This window comes from Xenorhabdus entomophaga, from assembly GCF_037996725.1.
In the GTDB taxonomy this organism is placed as follows: Bacteria; Pseudomonadota; Gammaproteobacteria; order Enterobacterales; family Enterobacteriaceae; genus Xenorhabdus; species Xenorhabdus khoisanae.
In genome coordinates this window covers 1-17,529 of sequence record NZ_JBBMXH010000052.1, presented here as the reverse complement: position 1 = coordinate 17,529, position 17,529 = coordinate 1, and the positions used below count along the sequence as shown (strand labels likewise).

The 17,529-nt window shown below is 45.0% G+C and carries 28 protein-coding genes, 5 tRNA genes and 2 rRNA genes; 1 reads left to right on the top strand and 34 read right to left on the bottom strand.

Features of this window, described 5'->3' with window-relative positions:
- Positions 1-2: 2 nt before the first annotated feature.
- The 29 genes from secY to AAC854_RS12035 all read right to left on the bottom strand — a co-directional run bounded on the left by secY (position 3) and on the right by AAC854_RS12035 (position 13,551).
- Positions 3-1,334 carry a preprotein translocase subunit SecY gene (secY, locus tag AAC854_RS12175; protein WP_047961669.1) on the bottom strand — a complete coding sequence of 444 codons (1,332 nt, stop codon included), beginning with the start codon at positions 1,332-1,334 and terminating at the stop codon, positions 3-5.
- Between the two features lie 7 nt (positions 1,335-1,341).
- Positions 1,342-1,776, bottom strand: coding sequence for a 50S ribosomal protein L15 (gene rplO / locus AAC854_RS12170; RefSeq protein WP_069317325.1), 435 nt, complete (start codon positions 1,774-1,776; stop codon positions 1,342-1,344).
- A 3-nt stretch (positions 1,777-1,779) separates the two neighbouring features.
- Positions 1,780-1,959, bottom strand: a complete 180-nt coding sequence (rpmD, locus tag AAC854_RS12165) for a 50S ribosomal protein L30 (protein ID WP_008913894.1) — start codon at positions 1,957-1,959, stop codon at positions 1,780-1,782.
- A gap of 5 nt (positions 1,960-1,964) precedes the next feature.
- Entirely contained in the window at positions 1,965-2,465 is a 501-nt protein-coding gene (rpsE, locus tag AAC854_RS12160; protein WP_047961671.1) for a 30S ribosomal protein S5, read from the bottom strand.
- Between the two features lie 14 nt (positions 2,466-2,479).
- A complete protein-coding gene (gene rplR, locus AAC854_RS12155; protein WP_340617328.1) occupies positions 2,480-2,833 on the bottom strand; it encodes a 50S ribosomal protein L18 in 354 nt (117 codons plus the stop codon).
- 9 nt (positions 2,834-2,842) lie between these two features.
- On the bottom strand, positions 2,843-3,376 hold the full coding sequence (gene rplF / locus AAC854_RS12150; protein WP_340617327.1) for a 50S ribosomal protein L6: 534 nt from the start codon (positions 3,374-3,376) through the stop codon (positions 2,843-2,845).
- Positions 3,377-3,390: 14 nt separating this feature from the next.
- Entirely contained in the window at positions 3,391-3,783 is a 393-nt protein-coding gene (gene rpsH, locus AAC854_RS12145; protein ID WP_340617326.1) for a 30S ribosomal protein S8, read from the bottom strand.
- Between the two features lie 33 nt (positions 3,784-3,816).
- A complete protein-coding gene (rpsN, locus tag AAC854_RS12140; RefSeq protein ID WP_010847489.1) occupies positions 3,817-4,122 on the bottom strand; it encodes a 30S ribosomal protein S14 in 306 nt (101 codons plus the stop codon).
- Between the two features lie 12 nt (positions 4,123-4,134).
- Positions 4,135-4,674 (bottom strand): 50S ribosomal protein L5, encoded by a 540-nt coding sequence (rplE, locus tag AAC854_RS12135; protein WP_010847488.1) that lies wholly within the window; start codon positions 4,672-4,674, stop codon positions 4,135-4,137.
- 13 nt (positions 4,675-4,687) lie between these two features.
- Positions 4,688-5,002: a 50S ribosomal protein L24 gene (gene rplX, locus AAC854_RS12130; protein ID WP_340617325.1), complete on the bottom strand. Its 315-nt coding sequence runs from the start codon at positions 5,000-5,002 to the stop codon at positions 4,688-4,690.
- Between the two features lie 10 nt (positions 5,003-5,012).
- On the bottom strand, positions 5,013-5,384 hold the full coding sequence (gene rplN, locus AAC854_RS12125; RefSeq protein WP_004246955.1) for a 50S ribosomal protein L14: 372 nt from the start codon (positions 5,382-5,384) through the stop codon (positions 5,013-5,015).
- Between the two features lie 173 nt (positions 5,385-5,557).
- Positions 5,558-5,812 carry a 30S ribosomal protein S17 gene (rpsQ, locus tag AAC854_RS12120; RefSeq protein WP_010847485.1) on the bottom strand — a complete coding sequence of 85 codons (255 nt, stop codon included), beginning with the start codon at positions 5,810-5,812 and terminating at the stop codon, positions 5,558-5,560.
- Positions 5,812-6,003, bottom strand: a complete 192-nt coding sequence (rpmC, locus tag AAC854_RS12115; RefSeq protein ID WP_010847484.1) for a 50S ribosomal protein L29 — start codon at positions 6,001-6,003, stop codon at positions 5,812-5,814. Before rpmC ends, rpsQ begins: the two co-directional genes overlap by 1 nt.
- Positions 6,003-6,413: a 50S ribosomal protein L16 gene (gene rplP / locus AAC854_RS12110; protein ID WP_012990491.1), complete on the bottom strand. Its 411-nt coding sequence runs from the start codon at positions 6,411-6,413 to the stop codon at positions 6,003-6,005. Before rplP ends, rpmC begins: the two co-directional genes overlap by 1 nt.
- A gap of 12 nt (positions 6,414-6,425) precedes the next feature.
- Complete coding sequence (gene rpsC, locus AAC854_RS12105) at positions 6,426-7,127, bottom strand: 30S ribosomal protein S3 (protein WP_010847482.1); 702 nt, start codon at positions 7,125-7,127, stop codon at positions 6,426-6,428.
- Positions 7,128-7,144: 17 nt separating this feature from the next.
- The gene (gene rplV / locus AAC854_RS12100; RefSeq protein ID WP_010847481.1) at positions 7,145-7,477 is read right to left on the bottom strand and encodes a 50S ribosomal protein L22; all 333 of its coding nucleotides are present in this window, start codon (positions 7,475-7,477) and stop codon (positions 7,145-7,147) included.
- A gap of 14 nt (positions 7,478-7,491) precedes the next feature.
- Complete coding sequence (gene rpsS / locus AAC854_RS12095) at positions 7,492-7,770, bottom strand: 30S ribosomal protein S19 (RefSeq protein WP_011148791.1); 279 nt, start codon at positions 7,768-7,770, stop codon at positions 7,492-7,494.
- 14 nt (positions 7,771-7,784) lie between these two features.
- The gene (gene rplB / locus AAC854_RS12090) at positions 7,785-8,609 is read right to left on the bottom strand and encodes a 50S ribosomal protein L2 (protein ID WP_010847479.1); all 825 of its coding nucleotides are present in this window, start codon (positions 8,607-8,609) and stop codon (positions 7,785-7,787) included.
- 19 nt (positions 8,610-8,628) lie between these two features.
- A complete protein-coding gene (gene rplW / locus AAC854_RS12085) occupies positions 8,629-8,931 on the bottom strand; it encodes a 50S ribosomal protein L23 (protein ID WP_038269605.1) in 303 nt (100 codons plus the stop codon).
- A complete protein-coding gene (gene rplD, locus AAC854_RS12080) occupies positions 8,928-9,533 on the bottom strand; it encodes a 50S ribosomal protein L4 (protein WP_045968043.1) in 606 nt (201 codons plus the stop codon). The genes rplW and rplD overlap by 4 nt, the downstream gene beginning before the upstream one ends.
- Before the next feature lie 16 nt (positions 9,534-9,549).
- Positions 9,550-10,182, bottom strand: coding sequence for a 50S ribosomal protein L3 (gene rplC, locus AAC854_RS12075; protein WP_340617324.1), 633 nt, complete (start codon positions 10,180-10,182; stop codon positions 9,550-9,552).
- Positions 10,183-10,214: 32 nt separating this feature from the next.
- Complete coding sequence (gene rpsJ / locus AAC854_RS12070; protein ID WP_001181005.1) at positions 10,215-10,526, bottom strand: 30S ribosomal protein S10; 312 nt, start codon at positions 10,524-10,526, stop codon at positions 10,215-10,217.
- A gap of 305 nt (positions 10,527-10,831) precedes the next feature.
- Positions 10,832-11,308, bottom strand: coding sequence for a bacterioferritin (bfr, locus tag AAC854_RS12065; RefSeq protein WP_340617323.1), 477 nt, complete (start codon positions 11,306-11,308; stop codon positions 10,832-10,834).
- A gap of 76 nt (positions 11,309-11,384) precedes the next feature.
- The gene (gene bfd, locus AAC854_RS12060; protein WP_340617322.1) at positions 11,385-11,579 is read right to left on the bottom strand and encodes a bacterioferritin-associated ferredoxin; all 195 of its coding nucleotides are present in this window, start codon (positions 11,577-11,579) and stop codon (positions 11,385-11,387) included.
- Between the two features lie 249 nt (positions 11,580-11,828).
- Complete coding sequence (tuf, locus tag AAC854_RS12055) at positions 11,829-13,013, bottom strand: elongation factor Tu (RefSeq protein ID WP_340615807.1); 1,185 nt, start codon at positions 13,011-13,013, stop codon at positions 11,829-11,831.
- Between the two features lie 105 nt (positions 13,014-13,118).
- Positions 13,119-13,194, bottom strand: a tRNA-Thr gene (locus tag AAC854_RS12050).
- A 6-nt stretch (positions 13,195-13,200) separates the two neighbouring features.
- Positions 13,201-13,275 (bottom strand) — tRNA-Gly (locus AAC854_RS12045).
- 100 nt (positions 13,276-13,375) lie between these two features.
- Positions 13,376-13,460 (bottom strand) — tRNA-Tyr (locus AAC854_RS12040).
- A 15-nt stretch (positions 13,461-13,475) separates the two neighbouring features.
- A tRNA-Thr gene (locus tag AAC854_RS12035) sits at positions 13,476-13,551 on the bottom strand.
- Positions 13,552-13,979: 428 nt separating this feature from the next.
- Here AAC854_RS12035 and coaA point away from each other — a divergent pair.
- Positions 13,980-14,930 (top strand): type I pantothenate kinase, encoded by a 951-nt coding sequence (coaA, locus tag AAC854_RS12030; protein ID WP_340617321.1) that lies wholly within the window; start codon positions 13,980-13,982, stop codon positions 14,928-14,930.
- 34 nt (positions 14,931-14,964) lie between these two features.
- On the opposite strand, the gene birA is transcribed toward coaA, so the two are convergent.
- From birA to rrf (AAC854_RS12005), 5 genes are all read right to left on the bottom strand, one after another.
- Positions 14,965-15,927, bottom strand: coding sequence for a bifunctional biotin--[acetyl-CoA-carboxylase] ligase/biotin operon repressor BirA (birA, locus tag AAC854_RS12025; protein ID WP_340617320.1), 963 nt, complete (start codon positions 15,925-15,927; stop codon positions 14,965-14,967).
- On the bottom strand, positions 15,924-16,964 hold the full coding sequence (murB, locus tag AAC854_RS12020; protein ID WP_340617319.1) for a UDP-N-acetylmuramate dehydrogenase: 1,041 nt from the start codon (positions 16,962-16,964) through the stop codon (positions 15,924-15,926). Before murB ends, birA begins: the two co-directional genes overlap by 4 nt.
- Before the next feature lie 160 nt (positions 16,965-17,124).
- Positions 17,125-17,240: ribosomal RNA gene (gene rrf / locus AAC854_RS12015) — 5S ribosomal RNA — on the bottom strand.
- 34 nt (positions 17,241-17,274) lie between these two features.
- Positions 17,275-17,350 (bottom strand) — tRNA-Thr (locus tag AAC854_RS12010).
- 50 nt (positions 17,351-17,400) lie between these two features.
- Positions 17,401-17,516, bottom strand: a 5S ribosomal RNA gene (gene rrf, locus AAC854_RS12005).
- Positions 17,517-17,529 lie beyond the last annotated feature (13 nt).

Sequence of the window (17,529 nt, the reverse complement as noted above, 5' to 3'; positions counted from 1 at the left end):
TATTAGCGGTTATACCCTTTCAGGTTTGCCTTCTTCAATGCAGACTCATACTGACTCGACATCATTAGAGTTTGCACTTGAGCCATAAAGTCCATGATGACGACAACTACAATCAGTAGGGAAGTGCCACCAAAATAGAATGGAACTTTCATTGCATCACGCATGAACTCCGGGATTAAGCAGATAAAAGTAATATATAACGCACCAACTAGGGTTAAGCGAGTCATTACTTTATCGATGTACTTAGCCGTTTGCTCTCCCGGACGAATTCCTGGTACAAATGCACCGGACTTCTTCAGGTTATCTGCTGTTTCTCTTGGATTGAAAACTAAAGCCGTGTAGAAGAAACAGAAGAAGATGATTGCAGACGCGTATAATAACACATAAAGCGGTTGACCTGGCTGCAAATACATAGAAATAGTTGTTAGCCAATTCCAGTTTGCTCCGCTACCAAACCAAGAGGCTATGGTACCAGGGAACAAAATAATACTGGAAGCAAAAATTGCAGGGATAACCCCAGCCATATTCACTTTCAACGGTAAATGTGTACTTTGTGCCGCGAAAACTTTACGACCTTGTTGACGTTTAGCATAGTTAACAACGATACGACGTTGACCACGCTCCATGAAAACAACGAAGAAAGTTACGGCAAACACTAATACTGCAACCAACAGCAACAGGAGGAAGTGCAAGTCGCCTTGCCGAGCTTGCTCGATGGTGTGACCAATCGCAGGCGGTAAACCCGCAACGATACCAGCAAAGATTATGATCGAAATACCGTTACCAATACCCCGTTCAGTAATCTGCTCACCCAGCCACATCAAGAACATGGTTCCCGTGACCAGACTTACAACAGCCGTGAAATAGAATGCAAAACCAGGATTAATCACTAAGCCTTGCATTCCAGGCATATTCGGCAACCCAGTAGCAATACCGATTGACTGGAATATTGCCAGCACTAATGTGCCATAACGGGTGTACTGACTGATCTTACGACGACCAGCTTCCCCTTCCTTCTTAATCTCTGCTAAACGGGGGTTAACCACAGTTAGCAACTGGATAATAATCGACGCAGAAATATACGGCATTATCCCCAGTGCAAAGATAGAAGCACGGCTTAAAGCACCACCAGAGAACATGTTAAACATTTCAATGATGGTGCCTCTTTGCTGCTCGAGCAATTTGGCAAGCACAGTGGCATCAATACCAGGGATTGGAATAAAAGAGCCAATACGGAAAACAATTAGAGCTCCAATGACAAACAAAAGTCTGCGTTTTAACTCGCCTAATCCGCCTTTGGCACTTTGAAAATCTAATCCTGGTTGTTTAGCCATCTGTTACTTATTCCTCAATTTTACCGCCAGCAGCTTCAATCGCAGCGCGGGCGCCTTTAGTAACACGCAAGCCACGCACAGTTACTGCGCGATTGACTTCGCCAGAAAGCATTACTTTAGCGAATTCAATTTGAGGGCCAATAATGTTAGCAGCTTTCAGTGCATTCAGATCGATAACATCGCCTTCAACACGAGCAAAATCAGACAGACGAATTTCTGCAGTGATCATTGCCTTACGTGAAGTAAAACCAAATTTTGGCAGACGACGATACAGAGGCATCTGGCCGCCTTCAAAACCGCGACGAACGCCACCGCCAGAACGAGACTTCTGACCTTTGTGACCACGGCCGCCGGTTTTACCCAGACCAGAACCAATACCGCGACCTACACGTTTAGGCGCGTGCTTGGCACCTTCAGCCGGAGACAGAGTATTTAAGCGCATCTGTTACTCCTCAACTTTAACCATATAGGAAACCAAGTTGACCATACCGCGAACAGCTGGTGTATCTTCACGTTCAACTGTATGACCAATGCGACGCAGGCCTAAACCAGTCAGAGTTGCCTTGTGTTTAGGCAAACGACCAATTGAACTGCGAACCTGAGTGATTTTAATAGTCTTAGCCATGGTCATTACCCCTGAATTTCTTCGACGGATTTGCCACGCTTAGCTGCGACCATTTCTGGAGACTTCATGCTGTCTAATGCATCCAGAGTTGCACGAACCACGTTGATTGGGTTAGTGGAACCATAGGTTTTAGCCAGTACGTTACGAACTCCAGCCACTTCCAGAACAGCACGCATCGCACCACCGGCGATGATACCTGTACCTTCATGGGCAGGCTGCATGAACACGCGGGAACCGGTGTGTGAACCTTTCACTGGATGGTACAGAGTGCCGCCGTTAAGTGCGACGTTTTTCATATTGCGACGTGCTTTTTCCATCGCTTTCTGGATCGCTGCCGGAACTTCGCGTGCTTTGCCGTAGCCAAAACCAACGCGACCGTTACCATCACCAACTACAGTCAGTGCTGTAAAGCTGAAAATGCGGCCACCTTTAACGGTTTTAGATACGCGGTTTACCGCGATCAGCTTTTCCTGCAGTTCGCCAGCTTGTTTTTCGATGTGAGCCATCTTACACCTCTACCTTAGAACTGAAGGCCAGCTTCACGGGCAGCATCTGCCAGTGCCTGGACTCTACCATGATATTGGAAACCAGAACGGTCAAAGGACACATCTTTAATGCCTTTTTCCAGAGCACGTTCAGCAACAATTTTACCAACTAATGCTGCGGCTTCTTTGTTTCCAGTAAATTTCAGTTGTTCACTGATAGCGTTTTCTGTTGTAGAAGCGGCCACCAGAGTTTCAGAACCATTTGGTGCGATAACCTGCGCATAAATATGGCGAGGGGTACGATGTACCACCAGGCGAGTTGCACCCAGTTCCTGGAGCTTGCGGCGTGCGCGGGTCGCACGACGGATACGAGCTGCTTTCTTATCCATAGTGTTACCTTACTTCTTCTTAGCCTCTTTGGTACGCACGACTTCATCGGCGTAACGAACACCCTTGCCTTTATATGGCTCAGGACGACGATAGGCACGCAGATCTGCCGCAACCTGACCAATCACCTGCTTATCAGCACCTTTCAGTACGATTTCAGTTTGTGATGGGCATTCCGCAGTTATGCCTTCTGGCAGTTGATGCTCGACCGGATGCGAGAAGCCCAAAGACAAGCTAACTGCATTGCCTTTAACTGCTGCACGGTAACCAACACCTACCAGTTGAAGTTTCTTAGTGAAACCTTCGTTAACACCGATAACCATTGCATTCAGCAAAGAACGAGTAGTACCCGCCTGTGCCCAAGCATCAGCGAAACCTTCGCGAGGTGCGAAAGTCAGTTGGTTATCCGCATGTTGAACTTCAACTGCGTTGTGGATTGTACGACTTAGCTCGCCGTTTTTACCCTTAATCGAAATAACCTGACCGTTGAGTTTAACCTCTACGCCGGCAGGAATGACGACGGGTGCTTTTGCAACACGAGACATTCTTTCCTCCCGAATTAAGCTACGTAGCAGAGAATCTCGCCACCCAGACCAGCCTGGCGAGCTGCACGATCAGTCATTACACCTTTAGAGGTAGAAATAACAGCGATACCCAAGCCAGCCATAACTTGTGGCAGCTCATCTTTTTTCTTATAGATGCGCAGACTTGGGCGGCTTACACGCTGAATACTTTCTACAACAGCCTTACCTTGGAAATATTTCAGTGTTATTTCCAGTTCTGGCTTGGTGTCGCCTTCGATTTTAAAATCTTCAATGTAACCTTCTTCCTTCAGCACGTTGGCAATTGCCACTTTCAGCTTGGAGGAAGGCATGGTGACCGCAACTTTATTCGCGGCCTGACCGTTACGGATACGGGTCAGCATATCCGCGATCGGATCTTGCATGCTCATCTGTCTTTACTCCCGTGATTCAATTGGTGACAATTACCAGCTAGCCTTTTTAAGGCCCGGGATTTCACCGCGCATAGCGGCTTCACGGACTTTAATACGGCTCAACCCAAACTTCCGCAAAAATGCATGCGGACGCCCAGTCTGACGGCAGCGGTTACGCTGACGGCAAGGGCTGGAATCACGTGGCAGTGTTTGCAGCTTGAGAACAGCATTCCAACGGTCTTCATCAGATGCATTCACATCAGAGATGATCGCTTTCAGTTCAACGCGTTTTGCGAAGAATTTCTCAGCTAATTTCGCACGCTTTACATCACGCGCTTTCATTGATTGCTTAGCCATGAGTACCCTGCCTTACTTGCGGAACGGGAAGTTAAACGCAGCCAACAGTGCGCGGCCTTCATCATCAGATTTCGCAGTAGTGGTGATAGTAATATCCAAACCACGTACACGATCCACTTTATCGTAATCGATTTCAGGGAAGATGATTTGCTCACGAACACCCATGCTGTAGTTACCACGTCCATCAAATGATTTAGCGGACAAACCACGGAAGTCACGGATACGTGGTACAGCAATAGAAATCAGGCGCTCAAAGAACTCCCACATGCGTTTTCCACGCAGGGTTACTTTACAGCCGATTGGATAGCCCTGACGGATTTTGAAGCCTGCAACTGACTTGCGAGCTTTGGTGATCAATGGTTTCTGACCAGAGATTGCTGTCAAATCAGCTGCTGCGTTATCCAGCAGTTTTTTGTCAGCGATCGCTTCACCAACACCCATATTCAGGGTGATCTTCTCGACCCGAGGGACTTGCATGACAGAATGGTAACCAAACTGAGTCATCAGTTTCTGGACTACCTCGTCTTTGTAGTAATCATGCAGTTTCGCCATCGTATACTCCAAATTACTTGATAGTTTCGTTATTAGACTTGAAGAAACGAACTTTTTTGCCGTCTTCGAATCTAAAACCTACACGGTCAGCCTTGCTGGTTGCTGTGTTAAAGATCGCAACGTTAGAAACATTGATAGCTGCTTCTTTTTCAACGATGCCACCTGGTTGGTTCAGAGCCGGAACTGGCTTCTGATGTTTTTTAACCAGATTGATACCTTCAACAATAATTTTACCAGAAGAAAGAACCTGTTTTACTTTACCGCGCTTACCTTTGTCTTTACCGGTTAGCACGATAATTTCGTCATCACGACGGATTTTCGCTGCCATTGTCTGCTCCTTAGAGTACTTCAGGTGCCAGAGAGATAATTTTCATGAACTTTTCATTACGAAGTTCACGAGTTACCGGCCCAAAAATACGCGTACCGATAACTTGCTCACTATTGTTGTTCAACAATACGCAAGCGTTGCTATCGAAGCGAATGACAGAACCGTCCGGGCGACGAACACCCTTCTTGGTGCGCACCACTACCGCTTTCAGGACATCACCTTTTTTCACTTTACCACGAGGAATTGCTTCCTTGATAGTGATCTTGATGATATCACCGACGTCTGCGTAGCGACGGTGCGAGCCACCTAGAACCTTGATACACATTACGCGACGTGCACCGGAGTTGTCGGCCACGTTCAGCATAGTCTGTTCTTGGATCATTTTAGTGCTCCGCTAAATGTCAACTACTACTGAGCCACTTTATTTTTAAAGAGGCCGTTTCAATATCCCATACTACGAGGGCGCGGCATTATAACACCACATCTTCGCGATGGACAGAAAAATAAACGGCCCTGTTTTTCTGAGCCGTTTATTTCGTACGATACAGCGATCTATTATAGAACCGCTTTCTCTACAACGCGAACTAAGGTCCAAGATTTAGTCTTAGACAGTGGACGGGTTTCGCGGATTTCCACTACATCACCAATTCCACATTCATTGTTCTCGTCATGTACGTGCAGTTTGGTCGTACGTTTGATGAATTTACCATACAGAGGGTGTTTCACCTTACGTTCAATAGCAACAACAATGGATTTTTCCATTTTGTCGCTAACAACACGACCTTGCAGAGTACGGATTTTATCGGTCATTACGCACCCGCCTTCTCAGTCAGTAAAGTCTTAACGCGTGCAATATTACGACGCACTTGTTTCAACAGGTGAGACTGTTGCAGCTGGCCACTCGCCGCCTGCATACGCAGATTAAATTGTTCGCGTAACAGGTTCAGCAGCTCAGTGTTCAGCTCTTCAACGCTTTTTTCGCGCAGCTCTTGTGCTTTCATTACATCACCGTCTTAGTTACAAAGGTGGTTTTGATAGGCAGTTTCGCTGCTGCCAGCTTGAATGCTTCACGAGCCAGCTCTTCAGGTACACCGTCCATTTCATACAGGACTTTACCGGGCTGGATCAAGGCAACCCAGTATTCTACGTTACCTTTACCTTTACCCATACGCACTTCGAGTGGCTTTTCGGTGATCGGTTTGTCTGGGAACACACGGATCCAGATTTTACCTTGACGCTTAATTGCACGGGTCATAGCACGACGTGCCGCTTCGATCTGACGAGCAGTCAGACGACCACGGCCCACAGCTTTCAGACCGAAAGTGCCGAAGCTAACATCCGCACCCGCAGCCAGACCGCGGTTGCGGCCTTTGTGCACTTTACGGAATTTCGTACGCTTTGGTTGTAACATCAGCGACTCTCCTTACTTGCGGCCTTTACGCTGCTGCTTTTTAGGTTGAGCAGCCGGTTTTTCCGCCTGTTCAACTGCAGCCATACCACCCAGAATCTCACCTTTGAAGATCCATACCTTAACGCCGATTACACCATAAGTGGTGTGCGCTTCAGAAGTATTGTAGTCAATGTCCGCACGCAGAGTATGCAGAGGCACACGACCTTCACGATACCATTCAGTACGCGCGATTTCAGCACCGCCCAGACGGCCGCTTACTTCCACTTTGATACCTTTAGCGCCCAGACGCATTGCGTTCTGTACAGCACGCTTCATAGCACGACGGAACATAACACGACGTTCCAGCTGTGAGCTGATGCTGTCAGCAACCAATTTTGCGTCCAGTTCAGGTTTACGCACTTCGGCAATATTAATCTGCGCAGGAACGCCAGCGATATCCGCTACAGCCTTACGCAGTTTTTCAACGTCTTCACCTTTTTTACCGATTACAATACCTGGACGAGCAGTGTGAATGGTCACACGGATGCTTTTCGCAGGACGTTCGATAACGATACGTGAAATAGATGCTTTAACCAGTTCTTTGTTCAAGTACTGGCGAACTTTAAAGTCGCTGTCTAGGTTGTCAGCGAATTCTTTAGTATTCGCATACCAGGTAGAGTTCCAAGGTTTGACAATTCCCAGACGAATACCATTAGGATGTACTTTCTGACCCATTGCTAGTCTCCAGAGTCTCAGCGATCGGACACAACCACAGTAATGTGGCTGGTGCGCTTCAGGATACGATCTGCGCGGCCTTTGGCACGAGGCATAATACGCTTCATAGTTGGGCCTTCGTCTACGAAAATTTTCGTGACTTTCAGATCATCGATGTCAGCGCCATCGTTGTGTTCTGCGTTAGCAATAGCAGACTCAAGTACTTTCTTCACTAAACCAGCAGCTTTCTTGTTGGTATAGGTCAGAGTTTCCAGAGCTTGCGACACTTTCTTACCGCGGATCAGGTCAGCCACAAGGCGAACCTTCTGAGCAGAAGAACGAGCGTGGCGATGTTTAGCGATAGTTTCCATCTCTTCCTCCTACCTTAGCGCTTTTTAGCCTTTTTATCGGCCGCATGGCCGCGATAAGTACGGGTCGGCGCGAATTCACCCAGTTTGTGACCAACCATTTCGTCGGAAACAAAAACTGGAACATGCTGACGACCATTATGGACAGCGATGGTCAAACCGATCATGTTAGGAAAGATCGTTGAACGACGGGACCAAGTCTTAATAGGCTTTTTGTCTCCGCTTTCCACCGCTTTCTCTACCTTCTTCAGCAAGTGCAGGTCAATAAATGGACCTTTCTTGAGAGAACGTGGCATGGCTTATCCTCTAATTATTTTTTAGAACGGCGACGTACGATGTATTGATCAGTACGTTTGTTGCTACGGGTCTTCTTACCTTTGGTCTGAATGCCCCATGGAGTTACAGGGTGTTTACCAAAGTTACGACCTTCACCACCACCATGTGGATGGTCTACTGGGTTCATCGCCGTACCGCGAACGGTAGGACGGATACCACGCCAGCGGCTTGCACCAGCTTTACCCAGAACGCGCAGCATATGCTCTGCGTTACCAACTTCACCTAAAGTAGCACGGCAGTCAGACAGCACTTTACGCATTTCACCAGAACGCAGACGCAGGGTTACATAAGAACCGTCACGTGCAACGATCTGAGCATAAGCACCTGCTGAACGAGCCAGCTGGCCACCTTTACCTGGTTTCATTTCTATGTTGTGAACAGTAGAACCAACCGGGATGTTGCGCATTGGCAGAGCGTTACCTGCCTTGATTGCTGAATCAGCACCAGACTGGATCTGGTCACCTGCTTTCAGGCCCTTAGGCGCAAGGATGTAACGACGCTCACCGTCTTTATACAAAACCAGTGCGATGTTTGCTGAGCGGTTTGGATCATATTCCAGACGCTCAACAACAGCAGGGATACCGTCTTTGTTACGTTTGAAGTCAATCAGACGATAATGCTGTTTATGGCCACCACCGATGTGACGAGTGGTAATACGACCATTGTTGTTACGACCACCAGTTTTGTTGTTTTTTTCCAACAACGGAGCATAAGGCTTACCCTTATGCAGCTCAGGGTTAACCACTTTAACAACGTGGCGACGGCCCGGAGACGTAGGTTTACATTTAACAACTGCCATTGTTCTTTACTCCTCCGACTTACTCAGCGCCGCCAACGAAGTCCAAATTCTGGCCTTCTTTCAGGGTGACGTAAGCTTTTTTCCAGTCGCTACGACGACCAATACGCTGACCGTGGCGTTTAACTTTACCTTTAACCAGCAAAGTGTTTACACCTTCAACTTCAACTTCAAACAGTTTCTGTACGGCAGCTTTGATCTCTGCTTTAGTCGCGTCTTTCGCAACTTTGAGAACGATGGTGTTGCTTTTTTCCATCGCTGTAGAAGCTTTTTCAGATACGTGCGGCGCGCGCAGTACTTTCAGCAGACGTTCTTCACGGATCATGCCAGCATCTCCTCAACTTGCTTCACAGCTTCAGCAGTCATAACCACTTTGTCGAAGGCGATCAGGCTTACTGGGTCGATACCTGCTGCATCACGAACGTCAACCTTATACAGGTTACGAGCTGCTAAGAACAGGTTCTCATCAACTTCACCAGTGACGATCAGCACGTCTTCCAGAGCCATTTCTTTCAGTTTCTGTACCAGCAACTTAGTTTTAGGTGCTTCAACAGAGAACTTCTCGACAACGATCAGACGATCTTGACGTACCAGTTCAGACAGGATGCTTTTCAGAGCACCGCGGTACATCTTTTTATTAACTTTTTGACTGTGGTCCTGTGGCTTCGCTGCGAAAGTTACACCACCAGAGCGCCAAATTGGGCTCTTAATAGAACCAGAACGCGCACGGCCAGTACCTTTCTGACGCCATGGTTTTTTACCTGAACCAGAAACTTCAGCACGAGTTTTCTGAGCACGAGTACCTTGACGAGCACCCGCTGCATACGCAACAACTACTTGATGCACAAGCGCTTCATTGAAATCACGCCCGAAGGTAGTTTCGGAAACAGTCAGCGCGCTTTGCGCGTCTTTCATTACCAATTCCATTCCTATCTCCTCGACGTTACGCCTTGACAGCCGGTTTTACGATCAGGTTACTGTTCGTTGCACCTGGAACAGCACCTTTGACCAGCAGCAGGTTACGCTCAGCGTCAACACGTACTACATCTAGACTCTGAACGGTTACACGCTCATTACCCAGTTGGCCTGCCATTTTCTTGCCTTTGAACACCTTGCCGGGAGTCTGGTTCTGACCGATAGAACCTGGAACACGGTGGGACAAGGAGTTACCATGGGTAGCATCCTGAGTACGGAAGTTCCAGCGTTTAACAGTACCCGCGAAACCTTTACCTTTAGATGTACCAGTAACGTCGACTTTTTTAACGTCAGCGAAAATTTCAACGCTAATGCTTTGACCTACAGTGAACTCTGCTTCGCCTTTTGACAGACGGAATTCACGCAGGATGCGACCAGCTTCAACGCCAGCTTTAGCGAAGTGACCTGCTTCAGATTTATTAACGCGGTTAGCTTTTTTGCTACCAGTCGTTACCTGAATTGCACGATAACCGTCAGTCTCGTTGCTTTTAACTTGAGTAACACGGTTATCTTCGATTTCGATAACAGTTACAGGGATTGAAACGCCATCTTCTGTGAAGACGCGAGTCATTCCCACTTTTTTACCGACTAAACCAATCATTGTTTCAACCTCTCAATCGTTCAATGACCTGATTAACCCAGGCTGATCTGCACGTCTACACCGGCAGCCAGATCCAGACGCATCAGTGCATCAACGGTTTTCTCGGTTGGCTCAACGATGTCAACCAGACGTTTGTGAGTGCGAATTTCGTACTGATCACGCGCATCTTTGTTAACGTGCGGTGAAATCAGAACGGTAAAACGCTCTTTACGAGTCGGCAGCGGGATCGGACCACGAACCTGCGCACCAGTGCGCTTAGCGGTCTCTACGATTTCCGCAGTTGATTGATCGATCAAACGATGATCAAATGCTTTCAGGCGGATACGGATTCTTTGGTTCTGCATGAGACCAGAGCTCCAACTATTTTATAAACGTAAATGATTACTCCTCGCACCCATTTCGATTGATAGGGGAGTGTAATCGTTCAATGTGTAACTCCCATATCGGGAGTATTTTAAATGGCGGTAATTTACCGCTCATTACTGATAAAATCAGTCCTACTAAGTAGGTAAGCTCGCGCATTATACGTGAATTTACTCACAAAGCAAGATTAAGGATGAAATCTATTCAAAAAATACACACCGGAAGGGGAAAAAAGGATAAGCGCCCTATATACAGTAAATTATAGTTATAGGGCGGCAAATTATAGCTATTCTTCTTCAGCAAGCTGAGATTGAATGTAATTTTGTATGCCAATTCTAGATATGAGTTCAAGTTGAGTTTCCAGCCAGTCTATATGATTTTCTTCATCCGTAAGTATCTCTATCATCATGTCCCGGCTGACATAATCATGAACTGAATCAGCATATGCGATGGCTTCTCTCAGATCTTTTGTGCCACGTAATTCTAATTCGAGGTCAGAACGTAGCATCTCTTCTACATCTTCACCTATATTGAGTTTGCCCAAATCTTGTAGATTTGGTATCCCTTCCAGGAAGAGAATACGCTCGATAAGCTTATCTGCGTGCTTCATCTCGTCAATGGATTCGTGGTACTCAACGTTATTTAATCGCATCAATCCCCAATTTTTAAACATTCGGGCATGTAAAAAATACTGATTAATAGCGACAAGCTCATTACCAAGAAGTTTGTTCAGATGTGCAATTATCTTTTTATCACCTTTCATAACAATTTCCTCCGCTTCCAGTAACTATAGTGTAGTACTCGTTTAGCAGAGTAATTGCAAGAAAATTGGATCTATTTTAAGCAACATTATTTATTGGGTGCAGGAGGGCAATCTCCTCATTCATGATTTCACGTGCCTGACGTATGCATTTTCCGCAATCACTTCCTATAGGAACAAAGTCCCTCAGCTCTCTGATAGAACGAACATGTCGCTGATGAACAGCGTTGCGTATGGTTTTATCACTTATTGCATTACAGAGACAGACATACATGGAAGCACTCTTCTAGCTATTTATATTACACTCTTGATAACTATTTAGTTCAGATAAAATAGCTACACTTAACGTTGGTTACGTTTATAAAATAAACGGTACCAGAGCATAGTAAATAGAAATAAGTCTCATTTCAATTATTGTTTTTGTTCTTCCTTGAGATAAAACAAAGCCACCATAATTGGTGGCTAAAAATAGAAAAGAGGAGCCAAAGCTCCTCTTTCGTTATAATCTTTTGATAATCAAAGATTAAGCAATAACTTTAGCAACAACACCAGCGCCTACAGTACGGCCGCCTTCACGGATTGCGAAACGCAGACCTTCGTCCATTGCGATTGGCGCAATCAGGTTAACTACCATGTTGATGTTGTCACCTGGCATTACCATCTCTACGCCTTCTGGCAGTTCGATAGTACCGGTTACGTCAGTTGTACGGAAGTAGAACTGTGGACGGTAACCTTTGAAGAATGGAGTATGACGGCCACCTTCATCTTTGCTCAGGATATACACTTCAGATTCGAACTGAGTGTGTGGGTGGATAGAACCTGGTTTCGCCAGAACCTGACCACGCTCAACGTCATCACGCTTAGTACCACGCAGCAGAACACCCACGTTCTCACCCGCACGGCCTTCGTCCAGCAGTTTGCGGAACATTTCAACGCCGGTACAAGTTGTTTTAGTGGTTTCTTTGATACCCACGATTTCGACTTCGTCACCCACTTTAACGATACCACGCTCTACACGACCGGTAACTACGGTACCACGGCCGGAGATGGAGAATACGTCTTCGATTGGCAGCAGGAATGGCTTGTCAATGTCACGCTCTGGTTCTGGGATGTAGTTATCCAGTGCTTCAGCCAGTTCAATGATTTTCGCTTCCCACTCTGCTTCGCCTTCCAGCGCTTTCAGAGCAGAACCACGGATGATTGGCGTATCGTCGCCTGGGAAATCGTACTGAGACAGCAGCTCACGTACTTCCATTTCTACCAGTTCCAGCAGCTCTTCATCATCAACCATGTCACATTTGTTCAGGAATACGATGATGTATGGAACGCCTACCTGACGACCCAGCAGGATGTGCTCACGAGTCTGTGGCATTGGGCCATCAGTTGCAGCAACAACCAGGATCGCACCGTCCATCTGAGCAGCACCGGTGATCATGTTTTTCACGTAATCGGCGTGGCCTGGGCAGTCAACGTGCGCGTAGTGGCGAGTAGGGGTATCGTATTCTACGTGAGAAGTAGAGATGGTGATACCACGTGCTTTTTCTTCTGGTGCGTTATCGATCTGATCGAATGCACGAGCGCTACCGCCGTAAGTTTTCGCCAGAACAGTGGTGATTGCAGCAGTCAGGGTAGTTTTACCGTGGTCAACGTGGCCAATAGTACCAACGTTAACGTGCGGTTTTGAACGTTCAAACTTTTCTTTAGACATTAGGTTGTCCCTCTAAGACACGGAATCGGTGGCTTCACCACATCAACCAAGCAATTGCTTGTTAGATATTTGCAGGAAGAAAATCAGGAGGCAGAACAGGAAAGGTGGTGCTGATAGGCAGATTCGAACTGCCGACCTCACCCTTACCAAGGGTGTGCTCTACCAACTGAGCTATATCAGCACATCTTGGAGCGGGCAGCGGGAATCGAACCCGCATCATCAGCTTGGAAGGCTGAGGTAATAGCCATTATACGATGCCCGCGTGAACTCGGCTACCTGACTTTAATCAGCTGTACATTGTATCTCAAGTATTTTGTCTGGAGTATAACTCGAGCAGAACACTCAAGATGAAAACTGGTTAATGGTGGTGGGGGAAGGATTCGAACCTTCGAAGTCTGTGACGGCAGATTTACAGTCTGCTCCCTTTGGCCGCTCGGGAACCCCACCTTTCCAAATTTTTAATGGTGCCGGCACCAAGAGTCGAACTCGGGACCTACTGATTACAAGTCAGTTGCTCTACCAACTGAGCTATGCCGGCATCAAGTGCTGCGCATTCTAGGTAGTGTTGGCTTCCGATGCAACAAAAAAATTGTTTTTTTTGTTCTTTCGCTCATAAAACAAGCGCTTTTGATGATATTGATGTTTTTTTCAATAATTTTAGATCAAACATTAAACAATAAGATTTTATAGAGAAGGAATACCAAAATGTATTTGCTGATCATTTCTTGCAAATTTTTCGCGTCACCTTGATTTTTTCTTTTAAAAACGAAGAATGACCACTGAAAACAGTTGTTGAACTGGAACATTTTTTTTTACATTTTTGTATTTCCCATCAAAAAACTTACTAAAATCATAAAAAATTCTACGCCTGTGATAACTCAATCGATATGATGAGATTTATTTTTTGTCGGATACGGCTGTTCTCAACAACCTGTCCAACCTGCATAGACAGGCAAATGTTGGCTTATGAATAATAAAGAATCTTTTTTAACAACCCCATATTTACAATTTGATCGTGAACATTGGGCAACATTGCGTGACTCAGTGCCATTGACATTAACAGAAGAAGAAGTCGCCGCTTTAAAAGGCATTAATGAAGAAATTTCAATAGATGAAGTGATTGAAATCTATCTTCCATTATCACGCCTACTCAATTTTTATATAAGCTCCAATTTACGGCGGCAAGCTGTTCTTGAACAGTTTTTAGGAACAGCTAAACAAAAAATACCGTACGTTATTGGTATTGCTGGCAGCGTTGCTGTGGGAAAAAGTACCACTGCACGCTTATTACAAGCATTACTAAGCCGCTGGCCTGAACATCGCCGTGTTAAGCTAGTAACAACAGACGGCTTTTTGCACTCTAATAATGTATTGAATGAACGTGGCTTAATGAAAAAGAAAGGATTTCCTGAATCCTATGATATGCGCAACTTAGTCAAATTCGTTTCAGATATCAAATCAGGCGCGGAGAAAGTCACTGCTCCAGTATATTCTCACCTAAGTTATGACATTGTTCCTAACGAACAAATTATCATAGAGAAACCGGACATTCTGATCCTTGAAGGCTTGAATGTACTACAAAGTGGTATGGATTATCCACATGAGCCACACCATGTATTTGTCTCTGATTTTGTTGATTTTTCTATTTATGTTGATGCATCAGAAGAATTACTTGAGCAATGGTATGTCAGCCGTTTTCTCAAATTTAGACAAGGTGCTTTTGCCGATCCAGATTCTTATTTCCACAATTATTCCAAGCTCACGACAGAAGAAGCGATAAAAGTTGCATCCAGTATTTGGCGGGAAATTAATGGATTGAACTTACAGCAAAATATTTTACCGACAAGGGAACGTGCTAGCTTGATTATGACAAAAGGTGTCAATCACACAATTGAAAATGTCAGATTAAGAAAATAAAGCAAACAGCCGGAAATATTTCCGGCTTCAACACTCAACAGCCCCTCAAGGATATTTCACCGCCAATGTAAGGTGTAATAACACCATTAATATCAAGTAAAAGTGCCCCTTGTTGATCAATTCCACGGGCTATTCCATGAATTTCCTGCTCACCAATAATTAATTTCACTGAGCGATTAATAAAATTATCTAATTTAAGCCATCTAGGGATAAACGGTGATAATCCTTCATTTTCAAATTGAGTTAGTGTTTCTTTAAGCTCAGCAATGATTTCAGCAATCAATTTATTCCGCTCAATTGTCATTCCTGCTTGCTGTAAATTAGTCCACCGTTGATTAATGGATTTCTGTTGCTCACTACTCATCGAAATATTAATACCTATTCCGATAACGATCTGAGCAGCATCACCAGTTTTGCCAGTCAATTCAACTAGTATTCCCGCAAGTTTTTTATCGTCCAAATATAAATCATTTGGCCATTTTACTTTTACTCTTTCAGCAGCTCCCTGACGATTAAGAACTTCTGCAATTACAATTCCAACAACCAAGCTTAAACCAATTGCAGCAGCAGGCCCTTGTTCCAAACGCCAATACATAGACAGATATAAATTTCTGCCAAAAGCAGAAACCCACTGTCTACCACGACGCCCCCGGCCAGCATATTGATATTCTGCAATACAGGCATCGCCAGAATCGAGCTCTGATAACTTATCTAACAAATATTGATTTGTAGAATCAATAACAGGTATAACTTCAATCCGGTCACTTGGGTGATAATTTGTAATAGCATCTTTATCAAGAAGGTTCATTGAAGCAGGAAAACGATAACCCTTCCCCGGAAGTGTTAAAATTTCCACACCCCATTCGCGAATGGTCTGGATATGTTTATTAATCCCCGCCCGACTCATTCCCAATTCTTGCCCAAGTTGCTGTCCTGAGTGAACCTCACCATCAGACAATACTTTAATTAATTTTAATGGAGTACTAATATCTTTCATGAAATACATTCCACTGCGTCTATCTCACCTTCACTGCCAATGAAGCGTACTTCAGGCTCTAATAAAATATTAAATTTTTCTGCTACTTTGTTACGCACATGTGCAGCCAAAGCAATAATGTCCTGCCCCTTTGCATTTCCTGTATTAATTAATACAAGAGCTTGCTGTGTATGCACAGCGGCATCACCAATAGAATAACCTTTCAAATGACATTGATCGATAAGCCATCCTGCAGCAATCTTTACACTATATTCATTATGATGATATTGAGGACAATCCGGATATTCAAATTTAATTTTTTGCGCCAATTCAGACGGTACAATTGGATTCTTGAAGAAACTTCCCGCATTACCCATCACCACAGGATCCGGTAATTTACTCTGACGCATTGCACATACAGCATTAAATATTTTCTCTGGAGTCACATCTTCTAGTGAGAACTGCGCTAAACCACCATAAGTTAATATTGGTTCCCATGCCTTATTCAAACGTAAGCCGACTGCTGTAATAGCATAATCATCTTTATATTTATGCTTGAAGATGCTGTCTCTATACGCAAATTCGCATTCATTTGCCATCAAACGAATTGAGTTACCAGTTTTCAATTCAACAACATCCACATACTCACAGACGTGTTTAAATTCAACTCCATATGCTCCAATATTCTGAATAGGGGCAGAACCTACATTTCCTGGAATTAATGCCAAATTTTCTAAACCATAAATCTGCTTCTCGAATAAATAAGTAATCAGATTATGCCAATTTTCGCCTGCACCAACATGGATATACCATGCAGTCTCTGACTCTTTTATATCGATACCAAGAATACGGTTCAGAATCACTGTACCTTTAAAATTTTCGGTGAAAAGGACATTACTTCCCCCTCCCAATAGCAGAATCGGATGATTTTTTCCCATCGCTTCTTGCCATAAGAACAGAAGTGATTCAACAGAAGTTGCTGTACCAATATGATCGGCATAGGCTGAAACGCCAAATGTATTAAACGCTTTTAGTTGGGTAGATTGACAGACAGACATTCACTTCAAGCTCAATAGATAATTTGAGCCGTAGTCTATCAGACTCTGCATTTGAAAGATAAGTAGGTCGTTTTCTAATACCTATCTGTTGATGGAAATACAAAAGTGTTAGAAATGCAAAAGGCCACTCATTTGAGTGGCCTTTTGACTTGGTATTAAAGCTTGGCAGTTCCCTACTCTCACATGGGGAGACCCCACACTACCATCGGCGCTACGGCGTTTCACTACTGAGTTCGGCATGGGGTCAGGTGGGACCGCCGCGCTATTGCCGCCAAGCAAATTCTGTTTTATTTGCCGAACATATTATTCATGGTGCTGATACCCAGATTCGAACTGGGGACCTCACCCTTACCAAGGGTGTGCTCTACCAACTGAGCCATATCAGCAAATGCTGAAATAAAAAGTGTTGCCAAATGGGCAACACTTATAAATTGATGTCTGGCAGTGCCCTACTCTCACATGGGGAGACCCCACACTACCATCGGCGCTACGGCGTTTCACTGCTGAGTTCGGCATGGGGTCAGGTGGGACCACCGCGCTATTGCCGCCAGACAAATCCTGTATT